The sequence below is a fragment of the Pseudomonas asplenii genome, assembly GCF_001293465.1.
Classification (GTDB): Bacteria; Pseudomonadota; Gammaproteobacteria; order Pseudomonadales; family Pseudomonadaceae; genus Aquipseudomonas; species Aquipseudomonas fuscovaginae_B.
On the sequence record NZ_JSYZ01000034.1, the window covers coordinates 21,740 to 47,059 of the forward strand.

General features: G+C 57.3%; 41 protein-coding genes. 4 read left to right on the forward strand and 37 right to left on the reverse strand.

Translation table 11 applies throughout. The features are described 5' to 3' along the window. The first annotated feature begins 65 nt into the window (after nt 1–65). Complete coding sequence (locus tag PF66_RS30305; protein WP_054064714.1) at nt 66–482, forward strand: helix-turn-helix domain-containing protein; 417 nt, start codon at nt 66–68, stop codon at nt 480–482. Here the strand turns inward: PF66_RS30305 and PF66_RS30310 are convergent. The 37 genes from PF66_RS30310 to PF66_RS30480 all read right to left on the reverse strand — a co-directional run bounded on the left by PF66_RS30310 (nt 479) and on the right by PF66_RS30480 (nt 23,373). Beyond that, complete coding sequence (locus PF66_RS30310) at nt 479–1,156, reverse strand: Gp138 family membrane-puncturing spike protein (RefSeq protein ID WP_081009947.1); 678 nt, start codon at nt 1,154–1,156, stop codon at nt 479–481. The genes PF66_RS30305 and PF66_RS30310 overlap by 4 nt on opposite strands. Beyond that, nucleotides 1,143–2,015, reverse strand: coding sequence for a baseplate hub protein (locus PF66_RS30315; RefSeq protein WP_152973115.1), 873 nt, complete (start codon nt 2,013–2,015; stop codon nt 1,143–1,145). Before PF66_RS30315 ends, PF66_RS30310 begins: the two co-directional genes overlap by 14 nt. A 6-nt stretch (nt 2,016–2,021) precedes the next feature. Beyond that, complete coding sequence (locus PF66_RS32925; RefSeq protein ID WP_152973116.1) at nt 2,022–2,366, reverse strand: hypothetical protein; 345 nt, start codon at nt 2,364–2,366, stop codon at nt 2,022–2,024. A 14-nt stretch (nt 2,367–2,380) separates the two neighbouring features. Continuing rightward, nucleotides 2,381–2,680 (reverse strand): phage baseplate plug family protein, encoded by a 300-nt coding sequence (locus tag PF66_RS30320; protein WP_054064717.1) that lies wholly within the window; start codon nt 2,678–2,680, stop codon nt 2,381–2,383. Between the two features lie 8 nt (nt 2,681–2,688). After that, complete coding sequence (locus PF66_RS30325; RefSeq protein ID WP_054064718.1) at nt 2,689–3,339, reverse strand: phage baseplate protein; 651 nt, start codon at nt 3,337–3,339, stop codon at nt 2,689–2,691. Further along, nucleotides 3,339–5,159 (reverse strand): hypothetical protein, encoded by a 1,821-nt coding sequence (locus tag PF66_RS30330; protein ID WP_054064719.1) that lies wholly within the window; start codon nt 5,157–5,159, stop codon nt 3,339–3,341. The genes PF66_RS30325 and PF66_RS30330 overlap by 1 nt, the downstream gene beginning before the upstream one ends. Nucleotides 5,160–5,352: 193 nt before the next feature. Further along, nucleotides 5,353–5,775 (reverse strand): hypothetical protein, encoded by a 423-nt coding sequence (locus PF66_RS30335; protein WP_054064720.1) that lies wholly within the window; start codon nt 5,773–5,775, stop codon nt 5,353–5,355. Between the two features lie 5 nt (nt 5,776–5,780). Continuing rightward, complete coding sequence (locus PF66_RS30340) at nt 5,781–6,218, reverse strand: phage tail fiber protein (protein ID WP_081009948.1); 438 nt, start codon at nt 6,216–6,218, stop codon at nt 5,781–5,783. Nucleotides 6,219–6,230: 12 nt separating this feature from the next. Next, the gene (locus tag PF66_RS30345; protein WP_054064721.1) at nt 6,231–7,700 is read right to left on the reverse strand and encodes a DUF3383 domain-containing protein; all 1,470 of its coding nucleotides are present in this window, start codon (nt 7,698–7,700) and stop codon (nt 6,231–6,233) included. Between the two features lie 5 nt (nt 7,701–7,705). Further along, the gene (locus PF66_RS30350) at nt 7,706–8,242 is read right to left on the reverse strand and encodes a phage neck terminator protein (protein WP_054064722.1); all 537 of its coding nucleotides are present in this window, start codon (nt 8,240–8,242) and stop codon (nt 7,706–7,708) included. After that, nucleotides 8,239–8,610, reverse strand: a complete 372-nt coding sequence (locus PF66_RS30355; RefSeq protein ID WP_054064723.1) for a hypothetical protein — start codon at nt 8,608–8,610, stop codon at nt 8,239–8,241. The genes PF66_RS30350 and PF66_RS30355 overlap by 4 nt, the downstream gene beginning before the upstream one ends. Continuing rightward, nucleotides 8,607–9,185, reverse strand: coding sequence for a hypothetical protein (locus PF66_RS30360; protein WP_054064724.1), 579 nt, complete (start codon nt 9,183–9,185; stop codon nt 8,607–8,609). The genes PF66_RS30355 and PF66_RS30360 overlap by 4 nt, the downstream gene beginning before the upstream one ends. Before the next feature lie 10 nt (nt 9,186–9,195). After that, a complete protein-coding gene (locus tag PF66_RS30365; RefSeq protein ID WP_054064725.1) occupies nt 9,196–9,600 on the reverse strand; it encodes a DUF4054 domain-containing protein in 405 nt (134 codons plus the stop codon). A gap of 3 nt (nt 9,601–9,603) precedes the next feature. Next, nucleotides 9,604–9,930 carry a hypothetical protein gene (locus PF66_RS30370; protein WP_054064726.1) on the reverse strand — a complete coding sequence of 109 codons (327 nt, stop codon included), beginning with the start codon at nt 9,928–9,930 and terminating at the stop codon, nt 9,604–9,606. Nucleotides 9,931–9,933: 3 nt separating this feature from the next. Further along, entirely contained in the window at nt 9,934–10,962 is a 1,029-nt protein-coding gene (locus PF66_RS30375; RefSeq protein WP_054064727.1) for a hypothetical protein, read from the reverse strand. A 2-nt stretch (nt 10,963–10,964) separates the two neighbouring features. Continuing rightward, the gene (locus PF66_RS30380; RefSeq protein WP_054064728.1) at nt 10,965–11,447 is read right to left on the reverse strand and encodes a structural cement protein Gp24; all 483 of its coding nucleotides are present in this window, start codon (nt 11,445–11,447) and stop codon (nt 10,965–10,967) included. Between the two features lie 3 nt (nt 11,448–11,450). Beyond that, nucleotides 11,451–12,707 (reverse strand): DUF2213 domain-containing protein, encoded by a 1,257-nt coding sequence (locus tag PF66_RS30385; RefSeq protein WP_054064729.1) that lies wholly within the window; start codon nt 12,705–12,707, stop codon nt 11,451–11,453. Nucleotides 12,708–12,777: 70 nt separating this feature from the next. Continuing rightward, nucleotides 12,778–12,963, reverse strand: coding sequence for a hypothetical protein (locus PF66_RS30390; protein WP_054064730.1), 186 nt, complete (start codon nt 12,961–12,963; stop codon nt 12,778–12,780). Nucleotides 12,964–12,994: 31 nt separating this feature from the next. Next, nucleotides 12,995–13,783 carry a phage minor head protein gene (locus tag PF66_RS30395; RefSeq protein WP_081009949.1) on the reverse strand — a complete coding sequence of 263 codons (789 nt, stop codon included), beginning with the start codon at nt 13,781–13,783 and terminating at the stop codon, nt 12,995–12,997. Further along, nucleotides 13,743–15,248, reverse strand: coding sequence for a DUF1073 domain-containing protein (locus PF66_RS30400; protein ID WP_054064731.1), 1,506 nt, complete (start codon nt 15,246–15,248; stop codon nt 13,743–13,745). The genes PF66_RS30395 and PF66_RS30400 overlap by 41 nt, the downstream gene beginning before the upstream one ends. Beyond that, nucleotides 15,248–16,642, reverse strand: coding sequence for a PBSX family phage terminase large subunit (locus PF66_RS30405; protein ID WP_152973117.1), 1,395 nt, complete (start codon nt 16,640–16,642; stop codon nt 15,248–15,250). Before PF66_RS30405 ends, PF66_RS30400 begins: the two co-directional genes overlap by 1 nt. After that, the gene (locus tag PF66_RS30410) at nt 16,623–17,234 is read right to left on the reverse strand and encodes a helix-turn-helix domain-containing protein (protein WP_054064733.1); all 612 of its coding nucleotides are present in this window, start codon (nt 17,232–17,234) and stop codon (nt 16,623–16,625) included. The genes PF66_RS30405 and PF66_RS30410 overlap by 20 nt, the downstream gene beginning before the upstream one ends. 9 nt (nt 17,235–17,243) lie before the next feature. Beyond that, the gene (locus tag PF66_RS30415) at nt 17,244–17,492 is read right to left on the reverse strand and encodes a hypothetical protein (RefSeq protein ID WP_054064734.1); all 249 of its coding nucleotides are present in this window, start codon (nt 17,490–17,492) and stop codon (nt 17,244–17,246) included. Beyond that, a complete protein-coding gene (locus PF66_RS30420) occupies nt 17,489–17,755 on the reverse strand; it encodes a hypothetical protein (protein WP_054064735.1) in 267 nt (88 codons plus the stop codon). Before PF66_RS30420 ends, PF66_RS30415 begins: the two co-directional genes overlap by 4 nt. Continuing rightward, nucleotides 17,742–18,026: a hypothetical protein gene (locus PF66_RS30425; protein WP_054064736.1), complete on the reverse strand. Its 285-nt coding sequence runs from the start codon at nt 18,024–18,026 to the stop codon at nt 17,742–17,744. Before PF66_RS30425 ends, PF66_RS30420 begins: the two co-directional genes overlap by 14 nt. Before the next feature lies 1 nt (nt 18,027). Next, entirely contained in the window at nt 18,028–18,342 is a 315-nt protein-coding gene (locus PF66_RS30430; RefSeq protein ID WP_054064737.1) for a hypothetical protein, read from the reverse strand. Between the two features lie 223 nt (nt 18,343–18,565). Next, nucleotides 18,566–18,766, reverse strand: a complete 201-nt coding sequence (locus PF66_RS32930; protein ID WP_152973118.1) for a hypothetical protein — start codon at nt 18,764–18,766, stop codon at nt 18,566–18,568. Beyond that, entirely contained in the window at nt 18,763–19,356 is a 594-nt protein-coding gene (locus tag PF66_RS30435; protein WP_081009951.1) for a hypothetical protein, read from the reverse strand. Before PF66_RS30435 ends, PF66_RS32930 begins: the two co-directional genes overlap by 4 nt. Beyond that, nucleotides 19,353–19,949, reverse strand: a complete 597-nt coding sequence (locus PF66_RS30440; RefSeq protein WP_054064738.1) for a recombination protein NinG — start codon at nt 19,947–19,949, stop codon at nt 19,353–19,355. The genes PF66_RS30435 and PF66_RS30440 overlap by 4 nt, the downstream gene beginning before the upstream one ends. Continuing rightward, the gene (locus tag PF66_RS30445) at nt 19,943–20,269 is read right to left on the reverse strand and encodes a hypothetical protein (RefSeq protein ID WP_054064739.1); all 327 of its coding nucleotides are present in this window, start codon (nt 20,267–20,269) and stop codon (nt 19,943–19,945) included. The genes PF66_RS30440 and PF66_RS30445 overlap by 7 nt, the downstream gene beginning before the upstream one ends. Continuing rightward, nucleotides 20,266–20,724, reverse strand: coding sequence for a recombination protein NinB (locus PF66_RS30450; RefSeq protein WP_054064740.1), 459 nt, complete (start codon nt 20,722–20,724; stop codon nt 20,266–20,268). The genes PF66_RS30445 and PF66_RS30450 overlap by 4 nt, the downstream gene beginning before the upstream one ends. Next, nucleotides 20,724–20,945, reverse strand: a complete 222-nt coding sequence (locus PF66_RS30455) for a hypothetical protein (protein ID WP_054064741.1) — start codon at nt 20,943–20,945, stop codon at nt 20,724–20,726. Before PF66_RS30455 ends, PF66_RS30450 begins: the two co-directional genes overlap by 1 nt. Continuing rightward, nucleotides 20,945–21,751, reverse strand: coding sequence for an ATP-binding protein (locus tag PF66_RS30460; protein WP_054064742.1), 807 nt, complete (start codon nt 21,749–21,751; stop codon nt 20,945–20,947). The genes PF66_RS30455 and PF66_RS30460 overlap by 1 nt, the downstream gene beginning before the upstream one ends. Further along, complete coding sequence (locus PF66_RS30465; protein WP_054064743.1) at nt 21,741–22,613, reverse strand: replication protein; 873 nt, start codon at nt 22,611–22,613, stop codon at nt 21,741–21,743. Before PF66_RS30465 ends, PF66_RS30460 begins: the two co-directional genes overlap by 11 nt. 92 nt (nt 22,614–22,705) lie before the next feature. Beyond that, a complete protein-coding gene (locus PF66_RS30470; protein WP_054064744.1) occupies nt 22,706–22,912 on the reverse strand; it encodes a hypothetical protein in 207 nt (68 codons plus the stop codon). A gap of 19 nt (nt 22,913–22,931) precedes the next feature. After that, nucleotides 22,932–23,132 (reverse strand): hypothetical protein, encoded by a 201-nt coding sequence (locus PF66_RS30475; protein WP_054064745.1) that lies wholly within the window; start codon nt 23,130–23,132, stop codon nt 22,932–22,934. A 31-nt stretch (nt 23,133–23,163) separates the two neighbouring features. Next, nucleotides 23,164–23,373 carry a transcriptional regulator gene (locus PF66_RS30480; protein WP_054064746.1) on the reverse strand — a complete coding sequence of 70 codons (210 nt, stop codon included), beginning with the start codon at nt 23,371–23,373 and terminating at the stop codon, nt 23,164–23,166. A gap of 90 nt (nt 23,374–23,463) precedes the next feature. On the opposite strand from PF66_RS30480, the gene PF66_RS30485 reads away from it, so the two are divergent. The 3 genes from PF66_RS30485 to PF66_RS33085 all read left to right on the forward strand — a co-directional run bounded on the left by PF66_RS30485 (nt 23,464) and on the right by PF66_RS33085 (nt 25,188). Beyond that, nucleotides 23,464–24,168: an XRE family transcriptional regulator gene (locus PF66_RS30485; RefSeq protein WP_054064762.1), complete on the forward strand. Its 705-nt coding sequence runs from the start codon at nt 23,464–23,466 to the stop codon at nt 24,166–24,168. A 241-nt stretch (nt 24,169–24,409) separates the two neighbouring features. Continuing rightward, nucleotides 24,410–24,901, forward strand: a complete 492-nt coding sequence (locus PF66_RS30490) for a hypothetical protein (protein ID WP_054064747.1) — start codon at nt 24,410–24,412, stop codon at nt 24,899–24,901. Between the two features lie 50 nt (nt 24,902–24,951). Beyond that, the gene (locus PF66_RS33085; RefSeq protein ID WP_160320676.1) at nt 24,952–25,188 is read left to right on the forward strand and encodes a hypothetical protein; all 237 of its coding nucleotides are present in this window, start codon (nt 24,952–24,954) and stop codon (nt 25,186–25,188) included. The last annotated feature ends 132 nt before the right edge of the window (nt 25,189–25,320 follow it).

The window sequence follows — 25,320 nt, forward strand, 5'->3', positions numbered from 1 at the left end:
CAAATCTCTTGATATCTTTTTATATCTGATATGATTTTCCATCATGCCCACAATACGGAGGCCCGATGGTCGACAAGAAAGCATTCTCTGAACGCCTGCTCTGGGCCCGGTCGAAGGCCGGTATGTCCCAGAAGGAACTGGCGGAGAAAAGCGGCATCAGCGTTCCTCAAATAAATCGCTACGAAAGCGGAAAGGCCTCTCCTCGCCTTCGGAGCGCCATACGCTTGGGGCACGTCTTGGGCGTAGATGCCTATGACTTAGCGCCTGAGCTCAAAAATAAGACGAAGGAGATAAGTATTTCCTTCACCGAAGAACAGTCTGAAAGACTACAAGAAATCGCTGAGAGCACTGGGCACTCAGTTGAGGAGTTGATCCTCCTCAGCATTGATTTCGCAAAAAAGAAGCTGGCTGAAGGCGATGAAAAATTCAAAGCTGACTTCGCCGCCCGTATCGCAGCCGCCAAGCAGAAGGACGAAAGTTAAGAGCTTGGTACGCCAGTAGACCCAGAACCAGGCGTTACACCCGTGTGAGTGTGCGTCTTCAGCTTGATGCCACCACCGATCACGTCGACTGCAGCGGTCAGGGTGTCAGCCACATTCACCGTGCTGGTGGTGGTGACCGGACCGTCCAGCTCAATGGCCGGCGCCTGGATCGTCACCTTCGTTGGGGACACAAGGTTGATGCCGCCGTCGGTGAACTGGACGTACTGGGTCGGCGTTCCGTTGAGCACTCCGCCAATGTACAGAGCGTCGGCCATGTCGTGCTTGCGGGACGAGCCTGGCGCTCCAGCGGCCTTACTTGCCTTGATGACGGAAAGATCGCGATCAGCGATTGCGGCAATACCAATATCACCTACCTTGGGATCCATGATCACGGCGTCAGTGCCGCCTTGAACGCGGACGTACGGGACTCTGAACACCGTTCCAGCGTCAATCACGTTGCCGGCGCCGTCCATGCGCTGAACCAGCACCTTCACATCAACCAGGCCGACCGGAGACACGCCACCATCGTTCGTGCAGGAAAGCACTTGCACCAGGGTGTTGGTTCGCACAGAAGATAAAGCCTGAGCTATGACGAACGATATATCTGAAAAAGGATCACCTCCCGAGAAAAGATTAACGACTCCAGATGCTGAGTAGTTATTACTTTGCGACATACCACCCCTTCTTCGCCAGCTGGGCGTAAGTGAACCATGGGCCATTTACCACTTGCGATGCAAGCTCATGCCTTACTACTTTGCAAAACCACTCATCCCCGCAAGCCTGGGGAATAGAGCTTCTAACTTGAATTCTTCGACCTAAGGAAATGTCGGCATTAAATTCTGATTGTACATCGATTCCTATATTTGAAAAAACAGGATACCCAACCAATCCGGTTTCCGGTGACAACATCAGGCTAACGTCGTCCTTGCTTTCGCCGCTAGGCCATATCTGGACAGAACCATTGCTTATATCGTAAGCAATTCCGGCATGCTGAGCGCAACTCTTGATCTGAGTTATCGCAGAGCCAGCGAGGTATGGGCTATCAAGTTTTGCAGACACCCCGTTATTGGTAAACGCAAAATCTATGGATTTAGCAAGGGATTCTATTATTGTGGCTACGTCAGTTGACCCCTTGTAGCTATTCACTCCTACAGCCTTGACCTGCTCATAGTAGCCGGCTGCAGCCTCAACATTGAGGGAAACCTCAGGCGCCCCCCTGTAATCGATCCAGGCCTTAACTATCGTACCCTGAAACACCTGGGTCATTCCGCCAAATGAATTACTAGCGGTAACTGTAATTATGTTTCTATCAGTCTCCATAACGCTTACGCCGAGCGTTGAAAGCTTGTTCATAGAGCTTTCTTGCATTCCATAAACGCGCATCTGGAGCGAGTTAAGGGATGCACCTGATACATTATTTACTGACACCTCACAACGTAGCCCCGAATACGTCGCAGTGTCCTCGAAACCACTACCAAACCCACCCTTCTGAAGCTTGAATGAAACATCGATATCTCTTTTCAGAAAGGTCATTATTGATCACCTCTTTATTAAATACTTCTCGGGATACATCAAACAGTTACCCATATACTCATCTGCCACAGCAGTAGAGTTAACAAACTGGTTTTCAGGATTGTTATATACGAGACTGATTATTCTTTTTGCCCAAGATTTTTCGTTCTCCGAAGGGTTTCCACGAAATGCAGTTATTGCCTCTTGGTATATCTGGCCAGTGCCCATATAGTGCCCCTGATAAGCTATTACTGTTCTCTCAAGAAACTTAGCCTGAAAGTAACAGTCACTTATCGTGTCAGCCAGAACATTATTTATAAAAAACGAAGAAGAGAAAATCAAAACAGCAGCAACGCAACTCGATTTATTCATGATCTATCCCTGAGTCAAAGGTCTGAAGGCTCAAGATACATCAACTGCCAGCGACTTCCGAGGCCCTGATACTGCGGGACGTCAAAGCCTTGCGTGTCCATGAAGGCGAGGTCGCCGGAGAAGCCCAGGTAGGCCTGCCGGACGAGCCTCACGCGATCCTGGCACAGCACGCCGGTCAGCAGCGGCGTGCCGGCCAGGGCCAGGTCAAGGAACGTGCCGGTGCTCTTCTGGTAGACCTTAATCGTACAGTTCTGCGTCCCGAGGACGATGCTGAACACCTGGGAGGGCGTGGCGGAGATAGGGATGATCTTCAAGCGCCCTCCTAGGCTATGGCGTGACCGTCGTAATCGGAGGCCTGTGCAGTTGTGGGGTCGAGCGGTTTCAGGCAACTCATGCTGGCTGGGTCTGCGGCAGCAGGCTCCTTCACGGGGCCGAATACAACACCAGCGGTCTCGCGCACCTCTTGCATCAGCAGGTCCACAGTCAACAGCGTGATGCCGTTTGTAGCGGTACGTTTGTAGTCGAAGGCTGCAAGAGTTACTACCGGATATGTCCGGTCAGGTGTGACAATCTGGAATTTCTCCACGGAATCCTTCAGGCGTTCCAGTGTGACCAGGAACTTCCCGCGGTCCATTTTCCCATTGCCCCCGCAAGTGACACGCATGCGGCATTCATTTGGCAAAACTACCTTGTTGTAACTTGCGAATGCCCCCTGCTCCATTGGATACCCGGCCACGCGCGCATCTGCCCGAAACTCAAATCCGATCACCGAGTCGGGCTCGATGATCAGCTTGCCAGTCTCATAGCTTACAAGCTGCCAAGTCGGGTTCAGGAATGCATCCAGTAGCCCGAATATGTCGAGCCCCTGCAGCTTTCCGAGCAGGCCGGTCTGCGCCAGCACGCCAAACGTGCTCCGGCGCAGGTCAGGGATCCCAGGCAGCGGCGGAACGTTCGGGAAGTCGATCAGCGACATCAGCTATCACCTGTTGCTGGTTGGTAGGCAAGGCTTCCGCCCAGTGCGCCGCCGATATCGCGGGCGATGCCCTTGGCGTCAGTTGCCTGGGTCACCACCTCGATCTTGCCGATGTTGGTTTCCGAGGTGCTGGTGCTGGCCTGGTTGTTGACTGTGCTTGAGGCTCGAGCGCCAGACCCGAGACGAACGCCGGCGTTTACCTGATCGTCAGTGAGCTGGTAGCCCTTGTTTTCGTGCGCAGTGATACCGCGAACCAGGGCGGCTACTTGGGCGTTGTTGCTCAGGTCCACCTGATCATCGATCCCAATGCCGAGCGCTTTCGACAGGGCGCGCATATAGGCGCCCGTATCGTTTCCGTCAGATGCAGGGGCGTAGGTGTTGACGATATCGCGGATGGATTTGATTCCCCGAGCCGCATATCGACGCAACTGCTTAACCAGCGCCCCCAGCCCCTCCTCCATCGTCTGGAACTTGGCGAATCGTCCTCCGGGCCGCTCCAGACTAGCGCCGGCTTGGCCCACGAAGTTCAGGTTGCCCGGGTTGTTGTTGCGGATGCCGCGAGTCTGCGAACCTCCAGTGGTACCGGAAGATCCGGTCGACACAGTTGGTGTCACACCATTTTTGTTGATGTCCAGGGCTTGCTGGGCTTCCTTGTTTCCGAAAAATGCCAGGACTTGGGCGACCTTCTCGCCAATTGCGTCACTCAGCTCGGGGTCGTTCTGAACGTAGTTCTTGCTGATGTAGCTACCGATCTCCCAGCCGCCGTATCCAGCAGCGCCTACCGCCAGGGCAGAGCCAAAGCTCGCTCCCAGCCCGATCACGCCTCGCATGCCGGCGCTCAGCGCACCAATAGCTGAAGACATGGCCCAGATTGCAGCCGTGGCGGCGATGATCTTGGTGCTGTTGCCGTCGGTGGCCTTGTCGAGATCCTTGAAGGTTTGAACCAGCTTTTCTACGCCCTTCACCAAGCCGACGAAGAACGCCTGGATATCCTCCCTATGCTCGGAAACCCAGGTGGAAAACTTCAGCAGGTCCTGGGAGAGCAGGTCCAGCGCCGGGCCGAGCGATTCATAGATCGACTGCCCAACGCCTTCGAACTGCTGCCTAACCAGAGCCAGCTGCTTCTGGATCTGCTGGGAGTTGCGAACGCTCTCTTCAGTGATTCCGGAGGCCTTTGTAAACCGGTTTACCAGATCCCTTGTGCTAGCCCCTCCCTCCCTCATCATATTGATGAGGCCGGTGTCCTGGATGCCGATGTTTCTTCCGTAGTACAGGGCCTGCTGAGCAGTCATGCCCTTAAATTTGTCGGCCACCTCAAGAATGATATCGGTGTACTTCTTCGCGCGCCCCTGGCCATCAGCGAGCGCAATATCCATTGACCTGAAGAACGGAAGAACTGCCGTGTTCCCGGTCGCAGCATATTCCTGAATGCTCCCAGCAATGTTTTGCAAAGAGGCGCGAACACCATCCGCAGTCCCGCCAAAACTCTCTGCAGCCTTCCCCCAACCATCAAGCTCGCGAGCCGACATGTTGAGGTTAGCGGCGAAACGGCCAAGCGCCGCGGTGCCGGAGATAGAGTCTGAGATGAAGCTTGTCAGGCCCTTCCCGGCGGTGACGACGGCGAACAGGCCGATCAGCTCGGACTTGATGGAGCTGACGAAAGCGGCGGCCTGCTTGCCGCGCGCCTCCATCTCCTTTGCAGTGCTCCCGGCATTCTCCTTCAGCCGGCCAAGGCCCTCATCGACCTCTTTCTGGCCTTTTTTGTAGTTGCTGGGGTCAAGGCCAAGAGTCACCACCAGGGCGTCAATAATCGTAGGCACGGCTATTCCTTGGGCCTGTTGGCCAGGTTCTCGTTATGGACATCGACGGTGTTGACTTCGAGCAGCCCCCACATGTCCTCAAGGCCGTAGACCGTATCGAGTTCGTGCAGGGTGGCCAGCCTTGAGGAGACGCAGGTGGCGATGGTGCGTGGAAGGTTCAGGTATTCGACCGAACCATAAGGCCGGTCGCCGCCTACGCTTGGGCCGAGGTCGAGGGCGCGGCGGCGGCTGAAAAACCCACGTGAAGCTTCCAGATCTCCAGGCGCAGCTTGATGCGGGTAGCCACTTCCTCGATGTCGTCCTCGATCAGATCGCGAGCAATCCCGCGGTCATTCGGGTTCGGGCAGACTTGGACGCACGCCATCATCTCGTTCATCAGCAGCTCAGCCGTCTCGAACGGAAGCTTGCCGAGTGCGCCGAGACCCATTTGGGCGATGCCGGCGAATCCGGCGCTCTCGAACCCTTCCGGCAGCTCAATGCCGCCCTTGATCATTGCCAGGATTACCCGTGCAGCCCATTTCTCCGCCTGGCTGCTGGGCATCTCGGTGATCTTGAAGACCTTGCCGAAGTCACGGCCTTCGTTTTGCACGGTGTACTGCAGGACTTTGCGAGCCATCAGAATTACCCGTTGTAGTCTTCAGAGGTCACAGATTCCCAGGTCAGGTGGAACTCTGCGGCCTGGAGCGTCTTCTTGGCGTCGGGCATGGCCTTGAAATTGGCCATGACGCCGTTCTTCAGCGTGAACTTCTTCTTGATCGCCGGCATGATGATCGTGGCATTCGCCCAGTACACATCGCGCGCGGCTTTCATGGTGTTCGCCCACAGCAGGAACATGCTGTAGGACGGAGAGTCCGGCATGATCGTGACGGTCTGCTTCTGCGGGTTGAAGATGTAGCCGGCCGACATCTTTCCGTCAGCCCCCATCACCACCTCGGCGATATCGACTGCATCCATGGCGAACATGGAGTCAGAAGAGTACCCCTGCACACTCTGCGGCACTGGAAACAGGTTGGTGATGGCGATCGCGAAGGTAGAGTTCGCGGAAGTGATAGTTCCCATCTCGAACTCCCCTTATTGGATTTCAATCGAGGCTACGGTGAACTGCTGGATGCTGCCCCCGTCGGCGTAGTAGAAGGTGATCGACGGAGTGGTGCGTGCCGCCCGGACAGCAGCAGTTGCCGGTACCACCTGGAAGTAAGAGCCCGATTCGATGATCGTTGGACTCACATCAGAGCCGACCGCGTTGGTGATTGCAGCCACCTGAAGCGGATCCAGGGTAGTACCCGTGCGGATTGCGCCGAAGTTGAGTGCTTCTGCGCGGGTACCGGCAATTGATGCCTCGATCAGGCCATAGCCATCGGCGTTGTATGGGATGGTCCCCAGCGACATCGCCAGCTTGATCAGGTCGGCCTGGAAGTTGGCGTTCATCCACACCTGGTTGGCGAAAGAGTCAGCCCATGCCCACTTCCCGGAGATTGAGCCCGGGTACATGAACAGGAAGTCTTCGGTGGCATTGGCATAGGCACCGTAGAAGTTATACCCGTTAGCCTTCAGATTTGATGCGATAGTCGCATCAGTGACCGAGGCGGCCAGGCCGCTTTGATACCGGAACGCCAGGGTCGCGCGACCGTTGAGACGGTCAAAATCCAGACAGGCGGCCCACGAAAGCGCGAACACGGCGTGCGTGACATCTCCGAAGATCGGAATCGTGCCGCTCGACTTTGTGGACTGCAGGTAGTAGCCCCAGGTCGTGGTATTGCCAATGGCGCTGGCGTTTACGTCGCTGTCGTAGCCGGCATAGGCAAAGCGGTCTGCCTTGCCGTTGGCCCAGGCCGAAAACAGATTCTTGTCAGCTGTGACCGGTTCCCAGGTCGTAGTAAATCCGAACCAGTTCTGAGTTTTCGCCACCAGAGCGTCCATGAAGGTGCCTGGCACGCCAGCGACAGCGCCCTGCGACGTCACTGCGCCAGTGGCGTTCGTCAGCAAAAGGCCAGCAGCAGCGGTACCCGTAGCGAAGTCGATGGTGGAGGTTACGCCGGTAGTCGAAGAGCTGACGATAAAGGCGGACTTGATCGAGTCGAACGTAACTGGAACGCTCAGTGCGGTAGAGAGCAGCGCCGCAGCGGAGCTGAAACTGGTGGCGGTGGACAGGTCAATGCTAGCCGCTGTCTTGGCCGTGCCATCAATGACAATGGACAGAGAGCCGGTAACGGCCTTGATTTGCGCCAGGGTCGTCGAAGCGAGTGATCCGCTGCGCAGATAGGCCGCAACTGGCGCGGATGGATACTGAGCAAAGTACAGCTTGCCGGGCTTCTTGGTGCTGTTCTCGTAGCCGTTGAAATAGATGGTCGCCAACGATGCTTCGAGCGAAGCCGATCCAAAATAGCTGGCCACATCGTCCGCAATCGCGAAGCCTGGGATGGTACCGATCGGCACGTAGGTGTTGTGCGTGAGAATCAGCCCGTTGAGGTTGATGGCGGCACCGGCAGCAGAGAGCACCCCAGGAATGACCTGGGCAATCTGCGAGGCTGGAATGGTCATTGAGTCTATCCTCGGGGTGGAAACGTTGTGGCCACTTCGGCCATTTCGATTTGAATGCTGTCGGCGTACTGCATGGGGGTTGCGATAACGGGGTTGAACTGCGCGACAAAGTCGAACGTCCAGCGAGGCTCATACTGCTGCTCGCCGTTGATCATGGTGGTCTGGTGGGGCTCGGTTGCGTACAGCGGCTGGATATCGATCGCTGCCTCTGCGAACTGCGTGCACGCGTAATCGGTGCGCACAAGCTCGGCAAGAGCATTAGCTCGATCCATGGCGCCCTGTCCGTACACGTCGATCTGCACCGTCCACTGGCTTGATCGCGTGTTCTTGATCTGACTGGTTGCCGAACTTCCGGTATCTGCCCAGATCGTCTTGTTGGTAGAAATGCCCTCGATGCGAAGCGTGGTCATGGTCACGAACTGACCTTTTGGCATGGGCACACCATTCTCTTGCGCCTGAACCACCTCACCGCCCACGATGGGCAACAAAAAACCGCGCAAGGCGGTCAAAAGGTCGTCCTCTGAGACATCCGCGGAGATCATGGATTAGGCACCTGCAGATTGATCACGAACTTGCACCAGTCGGGCCATTCCTCCAAGGGTTGGACGATGAGCCAGGTATCGGCGCCTATGATCAGCATGTCGCCACCTTGCTGCTTCGGGCGATTGACGCCGTTGAAATTGCCCTTCACATAGGCGGCCTTGACGACGCCTTGCAGGTTGAGCCCATCGATCTGCTGGAGATCCTTGTAACCCAGGGCCTGCAGTTGAACGCTCACGCTGGTTTCGCTGTAGGTTGGCGTCCGACTGCCAGACCCTGAGGTCGTGTAGCCGGTGCTGACCAGCATGGTGCCGGCCACGAAGGGGTTGATCGCGCCGATGGTGCCGGAAACAATCCCGTGCAGATTCATGATCCAACCTCGTAGTCAACGCTATCAAGCATGTGACCAGTATCAACCAGCGGGTTGGTGCCGGCTTTTTGCTTCAGCGTTGAAGGCCTGTTTGGCGGGTCCTTCAGGTCAATGATCGACTTTTGAAGCTGTCCTTTTATGCGCTCACCCATAAGGGCCAGCGAAGCTTCTGCGTCGTAATCGTTGGCCTTCAGTATCTTTCCGAAGTCATCGCCCCATTTGGGCGACTTCTCAGCAATCATGTTGCGGAAAAACGGTCTGGCAGCAATGGTCACCTGATGCGCAGGTACCACCACTTCCTGAGCGAAGTTCGACCGCTGGGCCCTCACGAATCGATGGCTGACGTCTCCAGTTCGCTCATTCATCCTGAAATAGAGGGTCTGGGTCCGCTCTGGCATGTCGATCGTGCCGCCGAACTCGTTGACAGCGGCCACCATTGGCACCGAAGTGCCATCCGGATAGGTAGAACCCTCAAGAAATCCAACTTTCAGGCCGGTACCACTGGAAATACTCTCGGCTATCCCAGCCAGGTAACGCTGCAGAGCCTCTCCGCCAGAAAAACTCGAATCAGACATGGAGTTCGCCTCATGCTGGATACGACCGGCCAGGGATATACCGGAAGCTGCGGAGATTGATGGTCGCCTGCCAATAAGCAGCACCGTATTTGGTCTGCATGAACCAGGCGGCCGATCCAGAAACAGCGCCCATGTCAGTCGTGACAGACACGGAGCCTTCGGTTGCGCTGTTGATCCTTCCTACCAGAGGAGATGCGGCCTCACCGTTCACTCCGGCATTCAGAGCCGAGATGTGGGCCACCAACATATTCAGCAGCAGCGCGCGCTTGGCTACGTCAGTGACGAGGCTGCACTCGGTGTTGTTGAGGTAGATGGTGGCCTCATCGAAGTAGGCCTGGAGCAATGCATCAGATACCGTCGCGAACTCCGGGTAGCGAACCCGGAAGCTCGCCACGTCGAAGACGACGATACCCATGGATTACTCCTTGTCGGCAGGCTTGATGCCGGGTGCAGGCGCGTCGGGGTTCAGACCTTCCAGTCCGGTTTTTTCATCGGCCTTTTCGGCAGCCTCGGCTTTGACCTTCGTTTCGCTGGTATTGGCGAAGATCAGGCCGCGCTTGACTGGCTCGAACTGGGCGAAGTCCACCAGCCACTGTTCGAATGCAGCCTTGTCCACGTCCCGAGTGAGTCCGTAGCCTCCTACCAGTTCGGTGGAGTTGTTGCCGTTCAGTACGACAGTCTTGCCGCCCATGACCGTTTCCAGGCCATGGGGCAGCTTGCAGCCCACGATTACAGTGTCAGCCATGGTTCAGACCCCCAACATTTGCGCGATAGCCAGAGGCTGTTTGATGATGGCGCCCCAGGTGCCGCCCGACTTCTTCTGCTTCCAGGCCGACAGGTCGGTGACCACGGGATGGGCGCGCATCTTCTCGGTGAAGGCGCAATATCCGGTGTCCTGGCCGTCGATGTTGTCGACGATCAGTTGAACCAGCTCGCCCGATGCGGTGCTGTACTCCACGGCAGTCTCGACGACCAGGTTCGGGAAGTTCTTCTTCAGCTGGTCGGTGACGTTCACATTGTACTGGTTGGTCTTGGTCAGGTTGACTTCGGACGAAGGCGACATGCACAGCTTCATCGGCGAGTCGCGCTCGACCAGGCCTTTGGTCTGGCTGATCAGCTTGGCGTACAGCAGCCCGCTGATATCGGCGTAGATGGCCGCGCCGTCCTTGGTGGCCCAAGTGGTGCCGCTGCCAGTGCCGGTGGCGCCTGGCGTAACGGGCGCGCTCAGGCTTGGGTCGTTCAACAGGCCATAGTTCTGCAGGCCTGCGATGCCGAAGAAGTACGACTTGTTCTGGAACTTGTTCAGCGTCAGTGCGCTGGACACGCTCAGCTCGGCGGCATAGCCGATACGGGCCAGGCCGTACATTTCCAGCTCTTTCTCGCCCCAGCGGGTTACGGTCTGGTAGCCGTAGCTTTGGCGAGGATCCCAGTTCACGTTCGCGTTGATCGACCCGTTGTTGCTGTAGTCGTCGTACGAACTGACCTCGCCGGTCGCTTCAACGATCGGGAATTGCGCGGTCAGAGTGGTCCAGTCGCCCTTCTTGGTCTCGCCGAAGATGGCGGCAGCCTTCATCGGGGTGACGACCACACGGATCAGTTCAGGGTCGACGTAGTTGGCCAGATAGGCCGGGATCCCGGCGTTGCTGACGGTAACCATGGTCGGCTGGGCGTCCATGGCCAGGTTGAAGTCACGGGCGAACTCTGGCTTGAGATAAGCCGCGCCCTGGGGCAGGTGTACGCCATACTCGTGCGCAACCTTGATGAAGTCTTTTTCCATGATCAGCTCCAGGTGCCGAATTTGATGAGCTCGCCAGCAGCGGCTGCGCTCTGGACGAAGAATTTGGTCTCGACGAAGCCGGTGACGGTTGCTCCGGCTGCACCAGTGGCGATGGTTCCGTCAGTGATCGAGGCGAATACCTTCTGGCCGATGGTGGCCGCAGTGGTCGATCGCCCCCAAAAGTCACCGGCAGACATCAGGCCCATCTGCAGGCCAGCAGGGATCAGCATCGAACTGGCGCCCAGCCAGGCGGTGATTACTGCCTGCTGGTGGCGATGCACGAAGCCAGTCGGCGCCCCGGAGGTCTGCACGTTGGATACGACGCCAGCGGCAGTAGCCCAAGCAAAGCGGCCGACGGTTACGCCAGATGCGCCAGCAACAAGGGCGCCCTCACCGGCAACGACAGAGGCGTAGGGGTTGGCGCTTGCGAAGTCACCCTCGACCGCTGGGGCCGGGGTCTGGTTGATTACGGTTTGGAAGCCCATGGCTTAGTACCCCTTCTTCAGTTTGCCGGCGGTTGGGAACCGGGTGGCGAAGTCTTCGTCGGCTTTGGCGTCAAGCGCGAAGCGCAAAGCCGGCTTAGCTGTTGCGGTATTGGCGTGCATGCGAACCAGTGCGCGATACGCCGAAGGGTGTACGCCAGTGACGTCCACGCCAGCAGCGTCCAGCGCCAGCTTGTACACAGCCTCTGCCGAGTCCTGGGCGACCACGGCGCCGATCAGGGGGCGAACTTCTTCCTCAGCAGCGCGGATGTCGTTCATGCGCTTGATGGTGTTGCGCTCGACGGCCTTGAGGGCGGAGTCCATGGCCTTCCTGTCGACTTTGTCATCCTTTTCGTCGTCTTCGTCAGCAGCCTGCTTGTCGTCGTCCTCGTCGTCCTTGTCTTCAGCAGGCTTGTCCTTTTTGTCTTCGTCCTTGTCGTCATCCTCATCCTCGGCCGGCTTGTCCTTGGGGTCCTTCTCTTCGGCTTCGTCCAAGGCGAACTGCAGCACCTTCCCCAGGGCTGCTACGTCAAGCTTGGCTTCCGGAAATGCCTTGGCGGCATCCTCGGCCAGCTTCTTGACAGTGGTCGGCTTGGAAAACAGCGCACGGAACGCTGGGAGAGCGCCATCCTGAGCAAGCTGCGGCTGCAGGTGGGCACCGAGTGCCGCGCGTGCGGCGGCGGCTTGGCTCTTTTTCATGGGGTGTAGTTCCTCAGGTAGTGAATCGCTGACAACAACGTCAGCACCGGCACGGCCCACGGGGACCAGAGCCACATGATTGCCCACGATTTCGGTCATGCGACCGTCGTACGGCACGCCCTCATAAACGCCGGGCGTCATGTCCGCGACGTAGCGATACGCCGATGACAGTTCTCGCTGCTCATTGGTGTTGATGCCGGCAATTGCTTCGGCATCCCAGATGACCAGGCTGTTGGTGAGATAGGGGTCGGAGAAGGTCGCATCGGTGCCCGTCGAGCCAACCACTGACTCCTTCTGTGGCTTCTCGGCGCTGACTGGGATGTGCTTGTTCAGGAGCGGGATGTTGTTGAACGTGGCGACTGCCAACGCCATTTCTTTGGGGTCACGCAGCAGTTGGTAGATGCGCTCCGGCTCAAGGCCAAGCGCCTCACTGTTAGGGATCTCCCGACCGTAGTAGGGGTTCACGGCGGCCTTGCTGATATTGCTGACCTTGACGTGCAGCCGCCCGTCGACGTCGATCAGGCGCATGGTGGCCCGGTCGAATGCCAGTTTTTCGAGGTTCATGTGTTGATTTCCCGGATTGCGGGCAATAAAAAACCCGCACTTGGCGGGCTTTGGGATATCGCTATGAGAATCAGTAGGTGACGTGAATAATCCTGCAAACATGGCCAGCCTGCTCTTCCGTCAGGCCTTTCTCCATCATTTCTTTTAGCGTAAGCGTGGATAGAAGCGAGTACAGAGCACGCGCCTCTGCGTCGGTCAGCCGCATGATCAGGTCGTCACTCTCATCCTCAATAGGCAAAAATATTCGCTCAGCCATAACGATGAATCCTCCGGTTTCACGAAGTATATCAGTCGAAGCCGGGGATGACCGGGGACCAGGTGCAGCGGCAGTTGATCTTCTCGCCTGGCATGATCCATTCGTCATCGATGAACATGCCCTTGGCCAGGTCGAACTTCTTGCCATTTGCCTTGACGTGCGAGTGACGCGGCTCTTTTCCACCACCACTGTGCCGCCAGATGCCTTCCTTGATGCCTAAGGCCTGCTGCCTTGCGCTTTGCATTGCCGAGGTGGCCTTGTTGTTCTGGTCGCGAGCTATCAGTGCGGCGCGGCGCTGGGTTATGCCGTAGCGCCTCTCCAGATCTTTCGTAAGGCTCCCCAGGTCACGACCGCGCTGAACCGATCGCATCACAAGACCCTGAACCTCCGTCAGATGTTCGCTAGCAATGGACTTGATCAAGCCCACTTGCTCGCCGATACACCCCTGGTATACGTCGTTCATCTCTGGCGTCATGGTGAACTTCACCGTGGCGCCGGCCGCTTCCATGGCGTTACGAAGCGAGACATCAGAGTTGCCCAGCGCTCGATCGGCAAATTTCTTGCTCAGAGTGTCGGCTAGGTCGTCGAACTTGCTCTGCCAGCGCCTGGCGAGCTTGTTCATGGCCTTGCGCATCATCATGGCAGGACTATCGTCCTGGGCCAGGCCATCAGCGAGACCCGCAGCCCGGTAGTTGGCCTTGAGCCAGAATACCAACGAGTCCTGCATTTCCTTGATGGCAGCATCCAGCCGTTTTCGGTACCAGGCCTGCGTGCCTGCGTTAGGCCTTACCGGACGAAGGATCGTCGGTTGGATCGTCATCGTCGATCTCCAGGTCGTTATCAATCTCCTCGTTCAGTTCGAGGGACTGATAAGGGCTATCTGGATCAGCAGCCAAGCGCTCACGAGACTCATCGGTCGAGATAACAGAAGATCCGATCAAAACAGCATCGGTTTCAGCCTCGATCTTCCTGACGTTCGCCTGCTCAAGCTCGGACATCTGGTAAAGCGGCTCGAACACGAAATCGATGTCCGGATCGATGTCGCCGAACAAAGACAACTGAGCAAGATCTATCACACGCTTGAGAGGCGCACGGAACAGGTTCTCCTGCATGGCGTGGATGCTGTCGTAGAAGACGCGTATCTCGCCGTCGCTGGAGGCGTTCAGGCCGTTCGGGGTGATCCCCAGCAGCTTGACCAGCGGGATGCTGCTAATCGACGCCATCTGCTCTTGGGACTGCGCCTGAAGAGCATCCAGACCGCTCAATGGCGTGTTGAACTGGAAAAACTCTTCACTCGTCTTGTCCGTCATCATGACGCCGCGGTTGTCGCGCATCTTGTTGAACAGTTCAGCACGCTTGAAGATGTCTGTGGCATTGTCGCCCGACAGTGCCGACGCCATGTCAATCGCCAGGCCGGAGGTAGAAAACGAGTGCACCATGTCGCCCACGCTGTTTCGCGTGCGCAGCCAGTTGTTAACGTACGGCTCAGCGATCTGAATCAGTGACAGGCCGCCGAAGTTGTATGCCGCCTTCAGCATGTCCGGCACCGGCCGGGAGATGAAGGTAAGCATGCGCGACTTGTGCACCATCTTGGCCATGACGTACCAACCGTCTGGCTTGTAGAAGGTCGGCGACAGCGGGTTGTCGGCGTTGTAGGTGGTCGGATAGGTCCACACCGGCTCTACCGAACGCAGCGCGACCAATGACCCTTTGGGCACCTTGGCTGCATCGAGGAACAGAGCTGAGTTCAGCTCAACCGGATCTTCTGACGCCAGCGCACCACCTGGCTTCTTCATCTCGGTGTAGATCTGCCCCCGACCGAAGTAGCCATCATTTTCAGCCGCCAGTCGGAACACCTCACGGGTATTCAGCCGCTTCAACTCAGCGTCAAGCTGGTCCAGTCGATCAGTCTTGTCGTCGTCACCAATGCAGCGGAGGCTGATCCACTTGCGCGTCATCTCCTCGGCGATGGTTGCGACCATCTTGCGGTATTCGGGCATCAGCGCAAGCTGGGCAAGGTATGGATAGCCTGGGAATGCCTGATATCCGTATTGGTAGCCGACGGCATTCAGGAACTCGTAAGGCGCGCTATCCATGGCCATGAGACTGGCCTTCTGGTCAGCGGGCACTACCCCAGGCGGCGGCTCGTACTTGGCGAACTCAGCTGGCACTGGCTTGGCGGTAGCCTCAGCCAGCAGCGAAGCGTTGATTTTCATCGACGCGCGTTCTGGCTCGCTCAGTACCGGCTCAACAGGCTCAGGCGCCACCTTTTTTTTCCAGAACATCAGGCGCGCCTCAGTAGGTCATCGGAAATGCGCATAGGCGCTTTGTGTGTTGGGCTGAAGCACATGACGAAGGCATCAGCCAGGTTTGGCGATGGAACAGCGCCACCTTCGCGGTTTGGCTTGGCCAGGTCCTTCTTGCTCTCTACCTTTACCCGGCCGTTACCGTCGTAGTCCCGCCGAGGAGTCGATAGCTCGTCTATGAGCTTGTCCAGCTTCGGGCAGTCGCTCGATATGCTGATCAACTCGTCATCCCGGAACTTTTCGCCGTTGCGGATGGCGTTGAACGTGTTTCGGAAGCGGTCGGCCACCAGCCACCAGGTCTGAGCCTTTATGTTGGCGAACATGTCGCCGTTGGTAATGTCGGGCTTCTGATAGAGCTTCTCGGGCATGTGCACAGCCGCGCCCGCGTTGAATTTCTCGTAGCGGATGGGGTTGGGATTCCCGTCGTTCAGCTCCTTGAACTTAGCGCCGGCGGTTGCTCCGACGCCTATGGAGTCGTAGAGAATCGACGCGCCACGCTCCCTTGCAGCCGCATAGGTGCGCGTGCAGGACTTGAGCAGTTCATCTTCCTGGGCCTTCCATTCGTCAGCCCACTCAACCACAGAGCCGTGGGCCGCGACGTTGGCGCATAGGTCGTTGCCGCTGTCGGCCACGTCGAACCCGATTCGCTTGAAGCCGGAGGCCTTGAAACCCAGCACCTTGTGAGCGTCGATTGCAGCCTGAATCCAGCTGCGCTTGATGATCACTCCATCATCGTCTGCTCGAGGAACTCCCAGATACACATGGGCATAGTCGTCCTCATCCTCTTCCTTGGCATGCGCAATCACGTCGAGCATGGTCTGAGAAAGGAAAGGGTTCTCCAGGTAGTTGATCTGGCGAACGACGGTGCTCGGCGGCGGATTGACCACGAACCGCTTGTAGACGAAATCTGTCGCAAGCTTTGGGTTGAAGGTGATCCAGAACTGGCTGTGCTCTTTCCGGATAGTGGGTTCCAGAATCTCCCACTGATCTTCGGTGAGGTTGTGAGCCTCTTCGATCCAGCAAACATCCACGCCCTCGAGCGATTTGATCTCGCCGATGTGACGCCACAATCCATAGAACAGGAATTCACTGCCAGTGCGGCGGTGAATTATCTTGTTCTCAAGCACCTTGAACTGAGAGGACAAGCCGAAACGGTCAATCTGCCCTTTGAGAAGGCTGTATACCGATTCCTCGATCTTGTTCTGGAACTGTCGAGTGCAGAGGAACTTGAGCTTGTAGTTTGATGCCAGGTAAACCGCAAAGCCGGCAGCGTCCCAAGACTTCGACGACCCCCTACCGCCATGAAGAACCCGGTTTCGCGCCGGAGCCTGCCAGAAATCACGCAGTGCTGGGTTAAGGGTTGGAGCCACCATAGAAATGACCGAGGCCGGCCGGAACCTTCTCGCCCTCATCCGGCGCGGCATCAATGCCATACGCCTGGCGCTCGAGCAGTACCAGGTTCTTCAGCGTTTCGCCCAGCTCCTTCATAGTCTTGGTTCGACTTGGCAGGCTCGACATCTTCTGGGCAAGTGCAAGCACGTCGCCCATGTCGCCGCCCTCGTCATCATCACGCAGCTGCGCAATCAACTCCTTGATCGTGCCCTGCTCCTCGGTTAGGCCTTCGAGTTCATCGAACAGCAAATTCGCCAGCCTTCTGGCCCGGCCAATGTCTGCCCGGTGAGCCATACGAATGTCAGCGATTACCTGGGCATTTGCCTCGACAACCACGCGCTCGGTTTCCAGTGCTTCCTTGGAAACCTTTGTGGAAACCTCTGCTTTGGAAACCAGCGAATCGGCCTTCGCCTTGATCTTCGCCTGCAGATCTCTGTCCCAGCCTTGCTGCTTTGCACGCTTGTTGATGGCCGTATGGGAGACGCCACAAGCTGATGCAATTTCCCGCACCGAGAGCAGGCCAGCCCGGTAGAGCTGTTCGATTCGCTCCCAGTCTGGTTGCTTTGCAGTCATGGAGAATCCTTACAATGGGCCTGTATCTAGCAGTACATCAATCAGTTTCTGCTCACCCAGGCGCATCGCACCAAGGCATTGCAGGTCGTCGCACTTGGGGCCAAGGCCAAATACCGTGACCTCGCCTTTCGGGCCGATAATGGTCAGAGCGCCAACAGTGCACTCCGGGTGCTCGCCGGCATCCAGGTCATCGGCGATCTTGCGCAGCGTCTTGGCGGCGTCGCGCCAGCCCTCTCGACTGAACTCAAGAACTTTCATTTAGCAACGTCGCCAGCTTTGTAGTCGCCAGTGGTATCAGCTTGGCCAGATGCGGCGGTATGCAGATGAAGCAGGCTCCCGATCTCGCGGGCGATAACCTTCACATCTTCCTCGGCGTGAGCCAGGAGGGATGCAAAGAGCTCCTTGGCCTTGAAGTGATTGCTGCCGTCAATGGCAATGCCGTCGACCGTTGATGTGTGAGCTGCAGGCGCGCTGGCAGCCTGAGTGGTTTCTTGCGGTGCCGCTTCGTCAGGCTTGGCCATGACCATGATCCTCGAATAGGTAGTTTCTACGCACCCACGCATAGGCAACGATGCCAGCGTGAAGCATTACGCCGAACGGGTTCACCCAATGCCCCTGGATTGCTGTCACGAACTCCCCTGCTGCACCTATGGCAACCAGGTAGAACGCTGCACTCAACAGAGGCTGATCGATCGGTCGAACCTTCCTCAGGTAGTCGCAGGCCGCTGCAACGACCAGCGCGCACAAAAAAACGTCGAAGGCCACAAGGGCCGAGTTCAGGGTTGAGTTCATGTCACGCCGCTCCTGTAGCGCCGAACCTTCCTGCCAAAGCCTTGAGGCCTGGGATGATGTTCATGGCCAGGAGGCCGATCAGGAATGCAACGCCATATTGAGTCTCGCCCCCAGGCTCCAGCTTGAAGAAGCTGATGGCGAGAGGCGTACAGAAGATTGCAGATGCGAAGCCAGTGAAGAATGCCGCGATTGCCTGCTTGCGGGTCAGGCCCTGCAGGAAAGTCAGCGAAAGGATTGCGCCACCGAAGGCGCCAAGGAATACCCCATACTTCACCAACAGCACACCGACAGCAGTTGAGCTGGCTGGTTCTGCCATGGGTTTCTCCGGAATAAAAAAGCCCGGTGTGCACGGGCAAAGGCGCAGTTAGGAGCGCTGATGGATCTGAGGGGCTATTGAGGCCCTGAAAATGAAAAACCCGGCGCGGTGGCCGGGTTCTGAATTGGGTATTTGCCGAAGGCAAAATTATCACTATGGCGAAATGATGCCTTCAGCCGGACATTTGGTCAAGAAGCATTTTCGCTATTTTGTTTTTAGGCATTCAAGGTCTCGGAAATTCGATTTCTTCACCTACCCATCGCGCGGGCCATTCATCATTTTCCGAACCAATCCATTGCCACGCATCGCTGCCAACATATCTAGCCGGCTGGGGATCATTCACCCAGTCTTCATTAGCATCCACATCAAATACAGGAATAGCCCAATAAAATCGTCCTGGGATCAGTTCACGCTCAGTCGTCATGCTGCTTCCTTCATGATACTCAAACACTTGGACACAGGAATAAGTGCTGCCTTATCGAGATCATTGCACGCCGCAAAGCATGCGTCGATGAACCCTTCCCACTCCCTGGCCCATTGCTCAGACGAAAGCTCCAGTCCTAGCCAGTTCAGCAGCCAGCCGCGGAACGCTTCCGGTGTCGGGCACGGATCAACCCCTTCACTCTGCCCGCCTTGGTGCATCCGGCGGTACCGGAACAGCACCCCCCTGGAGACAAGCTGTGCTTTCTCGAACTTCTTCGCGTACATGCGCTGGCCCATGGCGTAGGCAGTCCTGAATAGGGCCTCCTCTGCTTCCTCCCGGTCGTCATCGGTAGCAACCGGGCTGTACATGTGATTGCCGAATGCCTTCAGGTGGGCCGGCAGCGTGTCGACGGCCTGCTGCACCCGGCCGGCGATAGCCTGGTGCGCTGCGTGGCTTGCAGTCTTCCCGCGCTCCGTGCGCTGCACCATGCAGCCCAGCAACCCCATTTCCTGCATGACCGCGCCCTGGCTGTCCCTGGCGGTGTAGTAAGCGTCGTGCCAGGCCAAGCGGGCCGAGTTGAGTTTCATCATGCTGCAGCACTCTTCAGTTTGCGGATCTTGGCCCGGTAAGTGGCCTTGATGGCTTTGAGATCATCGACGGTGTACTTGCGCACGCTCTGGTCAGCTTCGAGCGCTTCAACTGCTGCAAGACCAATCCTGGCAATCAGCCCAATCCGGTAGTCCACGGCATTGCCGGACAGGAAGCGATTGTCTTGCTTACTCTGTGCGTGGCAGTTGCGCTCATCGAATCGCAAGTGCGGCGCGGAGCCGACGCTGCGATAGTGGCCTGCATCCACCGCATTGCCGCTCCAGTCCAGTGGCTTCCCGCTGGAGATGCAGAGGTGGCCGGCAGCCTGATCACGGGCGCGGATGTACTCATTGAACGCCTGCTGGGCTTCGCGCATGTGGTCGCCGCGGGACTTCAGCCTTTCCTTGCGGACCTTGATCTCTTTCCGCTCGACCTGGGCCAGGGACTTGCGGGCCTTTTCCTGATTCGTGCTAGCCGTGGCGAGTGCGCACTTTGGACTGCACACCGCCTGACCGAGGCGCTGCGGGACGAATGAGACCCCGCATGCGGAGTTCTTGCACTTTTTCGGGCGTGGCTTTTTGGCAGCGATCACCATTTCATCTCCTTGATCGAGCCGAAATCGAAATCGGGTAGCGTGCTTGCATCGTTCAGGTAGTCGACCATGATCTGCACATCAGCTTGCGTGCATGCACCCGGTCCGGCCTGCCATAGGCTCATGGGGTCAGTGTTATGCATGGCGCCACGGCAAGAGATTCCGTAGCGGCAATACATGCCGTCGACCACAACCCCTACGCGAGCCTTCCCTTTGTCGAAGTAGACGATGTGGTGCTTTCCACTTTCGGCGCGGATGAGCTTCGCGCACTTGCGGTTGCTGCGCTTGATCCATTTCTGAATGTCTTCGCTGTAGATACTCATGCCGCCTCCCCCATGTTGCAGCGCATCTTCATGTACTCACTGTCCTCAGGGTGGGATAGGTAGATCCCGTGCTCGTTGGCCCACATGTCGACGCAGGTCATGAAGTTGTGCATGGCCCCCTTGTCCAGCTCGCTGGTGTGGCGCAGCTCGTAGCGCTCGGTGATCTCGCCTGTCTTGAGATTGATGTCGCGGATCACCTCCTCGCCCAGGAACGTCTGCTTCAGGTTGCGCTTCATGTTCTCCATGTTCATGGGTGCACCGGTGGCGAAGGTGGTCTTGCCCATGCGCACGAAGAACTGGGCGGCCTCCTCGCACCACTTGTGGAACAGGGCGTTCTGCGGAAGGCTCCGGCCGGCGCCGGTGATCGCCACATTGCAGGGAAAGCCCTTCTTCCGGATGGCGGCCTGCAGTTCGGCAAGGTCGCTGATCTGGTTTAGTCTGATTTTCTCGACCATCAGCGGGCCTCCCGCGCTTCAAGCATGATGTCTGCGAACTCGTATGCCGCTTCGGAGTACTCTTTCATGTTCCGGTAGGCGCGGTGATTCCCATCCTCATCCTTGCAGCCCCACCCACGAGAGATGACCATCGCGTTCAGAGCGGTCATAGCGATCTCGTCCCGCAGGCGGACCAGATCATCTGGTGTACCGGCTGCGATTGCTTTTGCTGGCCTTGACATCACACACCATCCTTGCGCAGCCGCGCCGATTCACCAGTGAACACAAGCCCGATACCGCGACCTTCCCGCAGACGGTCTACCGATCGCTCGCCAAGCACTTCGCCCAGGCGGTCGAAATCCAGGTTGGAGATCACGATGGTCGGGCGCTTGTCCTCGTAGCGGCCGTTGATCACGGTGAACAGGGTCGCCAACTCGTACTCGCTGGGCTTGGTTGCACCTACTTCGTCGATGATCAGCAGGTCAGGGTCGACCAGGCTGGCGAACGCCTGAGCCTCGCTGTACTCGGCCTTATCGCCGTAGCTGCCCTTGATGTACTGGAGCATTCCTGCAACGGTGCGGTACACGGCGGTCATGCCGGTGGTGATCATGATCGAGCCGGCGATGGCGGCGGCCAGGTGGGTTTTGCCAGTGCCCGGGGTGCCGGTCATGACGACGCAACGACCATCGTCACGGTGCTGGCGGAAGTTCTCGGCGTACTGCTTGCACCGGGCCAGGTTGTGACGCTGGTTCTCGGTTTCTGTCCGGTAGTTGGCGAAGGTCTTGTCCATGAACCGGCGAGGGATCAGGGAAGCCCCCAGCCTGCGCTCCAGGCGCGCTGCCGCCATTCGCCCTTGGGCTTCCTGCTGATCGATCAAGTCCTGGGCCTCACGGACCTCGCGGGAGCATTCAGGGCACCCGCTCTGCCCGCTCTTGCGGATTATCACCGCGAACTCGCCGTGCTTGTCGCACTTGCCAGGCTGCTTGGCGATCACGCCCAGGCGGCGCTCGATGTCGTTCACTTCCAAGTCGATGGCGTTAGAAATCATACGAACCGTCCTCGTTCTGGGTGCGTCCACGGGCGTAGTCGATCAAGTCGAAACCGTGGTGGCGGGAGTTCGTGACTGGCTGCGAGCGGCTATCACGGATGCGGTTGATCACCCACTGCGCCTTGAAGCCCTGCCAGCCGGCGGACAGCGCCTCGGTGATTGCGTCGGATGCGGAGATACCAGCCTCGGCGCACTTGGTGAGTTCGGAATTCACGGTCGACCAGACTGTCGCGGTGACAGCGGCCTTCTTCGCCTTGCGCTGGGCCAGCCAGTCGGCCAGCAATTGCTCTGGCACCTGGTGCGGGTTGTCGGCGAGCAACTGGGCCAGTCCGAACGGGGTCTTGCGATCAGCCTTTGGCTCGGAAACCGGATCGGCCTGAACCTTGGGGGGGCATGTAACATCTTCCGAAGGAAGATTTACATAGGGGGTTTCTTTCTTTGAATAGAGAAGGGAAGTTGCCGTTTCGGTCTCACTCGGATCTTTTCTCAGTGAGACAATTTGGGCTGAGTGAGATGATTTGGTCTCAGTGAGATTCTTTGGTTTTTCCTCAAAGAAAATCCACTCCGACACGGGCGATATACCGATGTCGCCGCGACTGCCACCTATCCGGTAGATAACCCGGCGCTCCAGCAAATGGCTGATAGCCTTCGACGTGACGTCCCTGCGCATGTTTGTCAGTTTGCCGAGATCATCGGCGGTAAGGCGCTTCGTTTCGACCTGGTACCCAATGGTTTGACGGGCGATAGCCATCACAACCCGCAACTCACGGGCCGGCAGATCTACTGTGGAAAGCGCCTCCATAACGGAATTGTCCATTCGGGTGAACCCCCTGGACTTGTCAATGGAGACGATTTTTGTCATGATTTTCCTCACATGTTGCTGTAACGAAATCGCCGACCTCGTCCGTCGGCTTTTTTGTGCCTGTAATTCGGCAGAGTCCCTCTGGGTGTCCCTTAAGAGTCCCTGCCTGAGGCCCTCATTGGGGTAACCAACTGAAGGACCTGGGCCTTCTTCCGGCCTACTGCCGACAAAGCACCTTCGGCAATCGATGCTTCCGTGATCAGGTTCACGCCCTGGCTGAGCGTCATTCCGTTGGCCCTCATCAGGGCCTCAACCTGTCGCCTGGCTTCGGGCGACAACTTCTCGATTTCAAACTGCATTCGGCCCTCCAAAGGGGCTTCAGCCCGCGATATCTTCCTGCTTGTCCTGCATCAGCTCCTCGATAACGCCATTCGCCACTGCCCACTCGATGATTTCGTAGAGGTAGGTCGCATGCTGCATGCGGGTCTTGCTCGCTGCCTTACGCAGGATTCGGTCGAGAACAGGCTCGAATCGCACCTTCACTGGGATGGCGCGCTTTTGGCTTGGGTCCATGTACATGCAAGGTTTCCTTTGTGGCTGTAAAAGTGGATTAGGCAGCTTGTTGAGGGATGCTTGGGCGCAGATCGCGGGCCTTGATCGCGCCTTTGGTGGCGATCTCTGCCTTGATTGCGATCTCCGCAGTGCAGCCATGAAGGCCGCGAACCCAGCCGCTTACGGTCCCCTGCTTTACGCCAAGGGCTTCTGCGGTGGCCTGCTGTGAGCCGAAATGCTTCACCAGCGCGTCAAAGTGTTTGTTCATGATTATCCGCCCATATAAAGGGATGCCTTTATGCTAGTTGAAAGGAACACCTTTTTGCAACAACAAAGGCTGACCTTTAAATTGGCGACCATGGAACTCAAAGATCGCCTCAAGAAGGCAAGAAAAGACGCCGGCCTTACTCAGGCCGAGCTTGCAGACCGTGTCGGCATCAAACAGGCCTCGGTTTCTGAGATCGAGCGCGGGCTTACACGGACAAGCGGGTACCTGGTCCAGCTGGCCCAGGTTTGCGGCGTTGACCCCGTTTGGCTCTCCGAAGGGACTGGAGCGCCTGAACCCACTCGACCAGCAAGCAATGCAACGATGCTGGGCCCGATCTCAGTCTGGGACGACGACACACCGCTGGATGACGATGAGGTCTATGTGCCGTTCTTGAAGGAAGTCGAGTTGTCGGCCGGCTCGGGCCGGACGGTGATCCAGGAGTCAAGCAGTAGGAAGCTGAGGTTCGGCAAGCAGACATTGCGCAACCAGGGCGTTCAGGCCGACCAGGCCGTATGCGTCACAGTCCATGGCAACTCGATGGAGCCGGTCCTTCCTGACGGAAGCACCGTCGGCGTTGATCGATCGTGCACCGCGGTGAAGGACGGCAAGATGTATGCGATCGACCACGGCGGCGAGTTGCGAGTGAAGACGCTCTACCGCATCCCTGGCGGGGGACTGCGTTTTCGCAGCTTCAACCAGGATGAGCACCCAGACGAGGAATACACCGCCGATGACCTGGCCGAGAAGTCGATCAGCGTGCTGGGCAAGGTGTTCTGGTACTCGGTTCTGCTCTGATTAGCCTGCGTTTCCGACTATTTTTCTGAAATTGATTTCAGCAATCCGTGCTATTGACCGATAGCATGACTGAACCTGCGCGATCTGGGTTCGTCTGATCTATAGTGACGTTGCGCGCCACGTTTTGTAATTTCGGATTTCGTGGCGCGAGAATTCATTTGACAACCATATGGTGCAGACCATAATCGCGAGCCGCACTTAATTCCGAGGCGGCAAGGTCCTAAGGAGGGAGGAAAAGCTGATGCACATCATCACTCAGAATGACCGCATGGAGCGGATGAGTGACTACCTGAGAGGCGAAGCCGTTAGATCGCTTGATCTGCTGCGCCAAATCGACGGGACTATCGAAGCACTGGTCCTCATGCGCCGACAAATGGACGCTTTCCACGAGGCAATTCAAAGCCTGAACGCGACAGTCTTGAGCGCAAAAAATTGCTTCTTTAAAGAAGAAGAGATCATTCCATCCCTTGAGCAGGCTCAAGAGATTTTGGCAAAAATCCACTCAGACCTTGAGCAACGCCTGGTCGCCGCTAGGAAAGCTCCTGAACTGCGTTCCGAGGACGGTGTAGATGATGCTTATGCGCAAGCCATCAATTCTATTTTGAGCTATAACGCCGCGATAGAGCAGCTCCGCTGGAATATCCTGGAGCACAACGCAGACATGGAAGGTCGCCAAGAATCAAAATTGCTGACCACTGACGAAGACATTGATGATCTGTTCAGCAACCTGTGAATCTAATAATCAGAGCATTGGACGTTTCAAGCGATAGGTTCAAGAAGGCCTTGGGAAAGCTCCCTGAAGGCATAAAGGCTCAGGCCAAGCAGGCCCTGAAGGACTTGCTGAAGCACCCTCAGCCTGGATATCTCAAGCTGGAGAAGCTCAAGGGCTACAAGCGTCCAGATATCTATACGATTCACTTTACAGGGAACAACTCCCACAAAATCAGTTTTGAAATGTCGTCTGACAAAGCAATCATGCGAAACGTCGGAACCCACAAGCTGATTGATAGGAATCCATAGCCCGGCCCAGCGCCGGGCTTTTTGTTTCCGCCCTCCCCATCCTTCCCAGAGCCTGACGCCCATCATTGCAGGCGCAGACCTGCGCCGCCCCTCCTGAGCCGATTTCCCTTCCCTCAATTCGCCATCGCATAG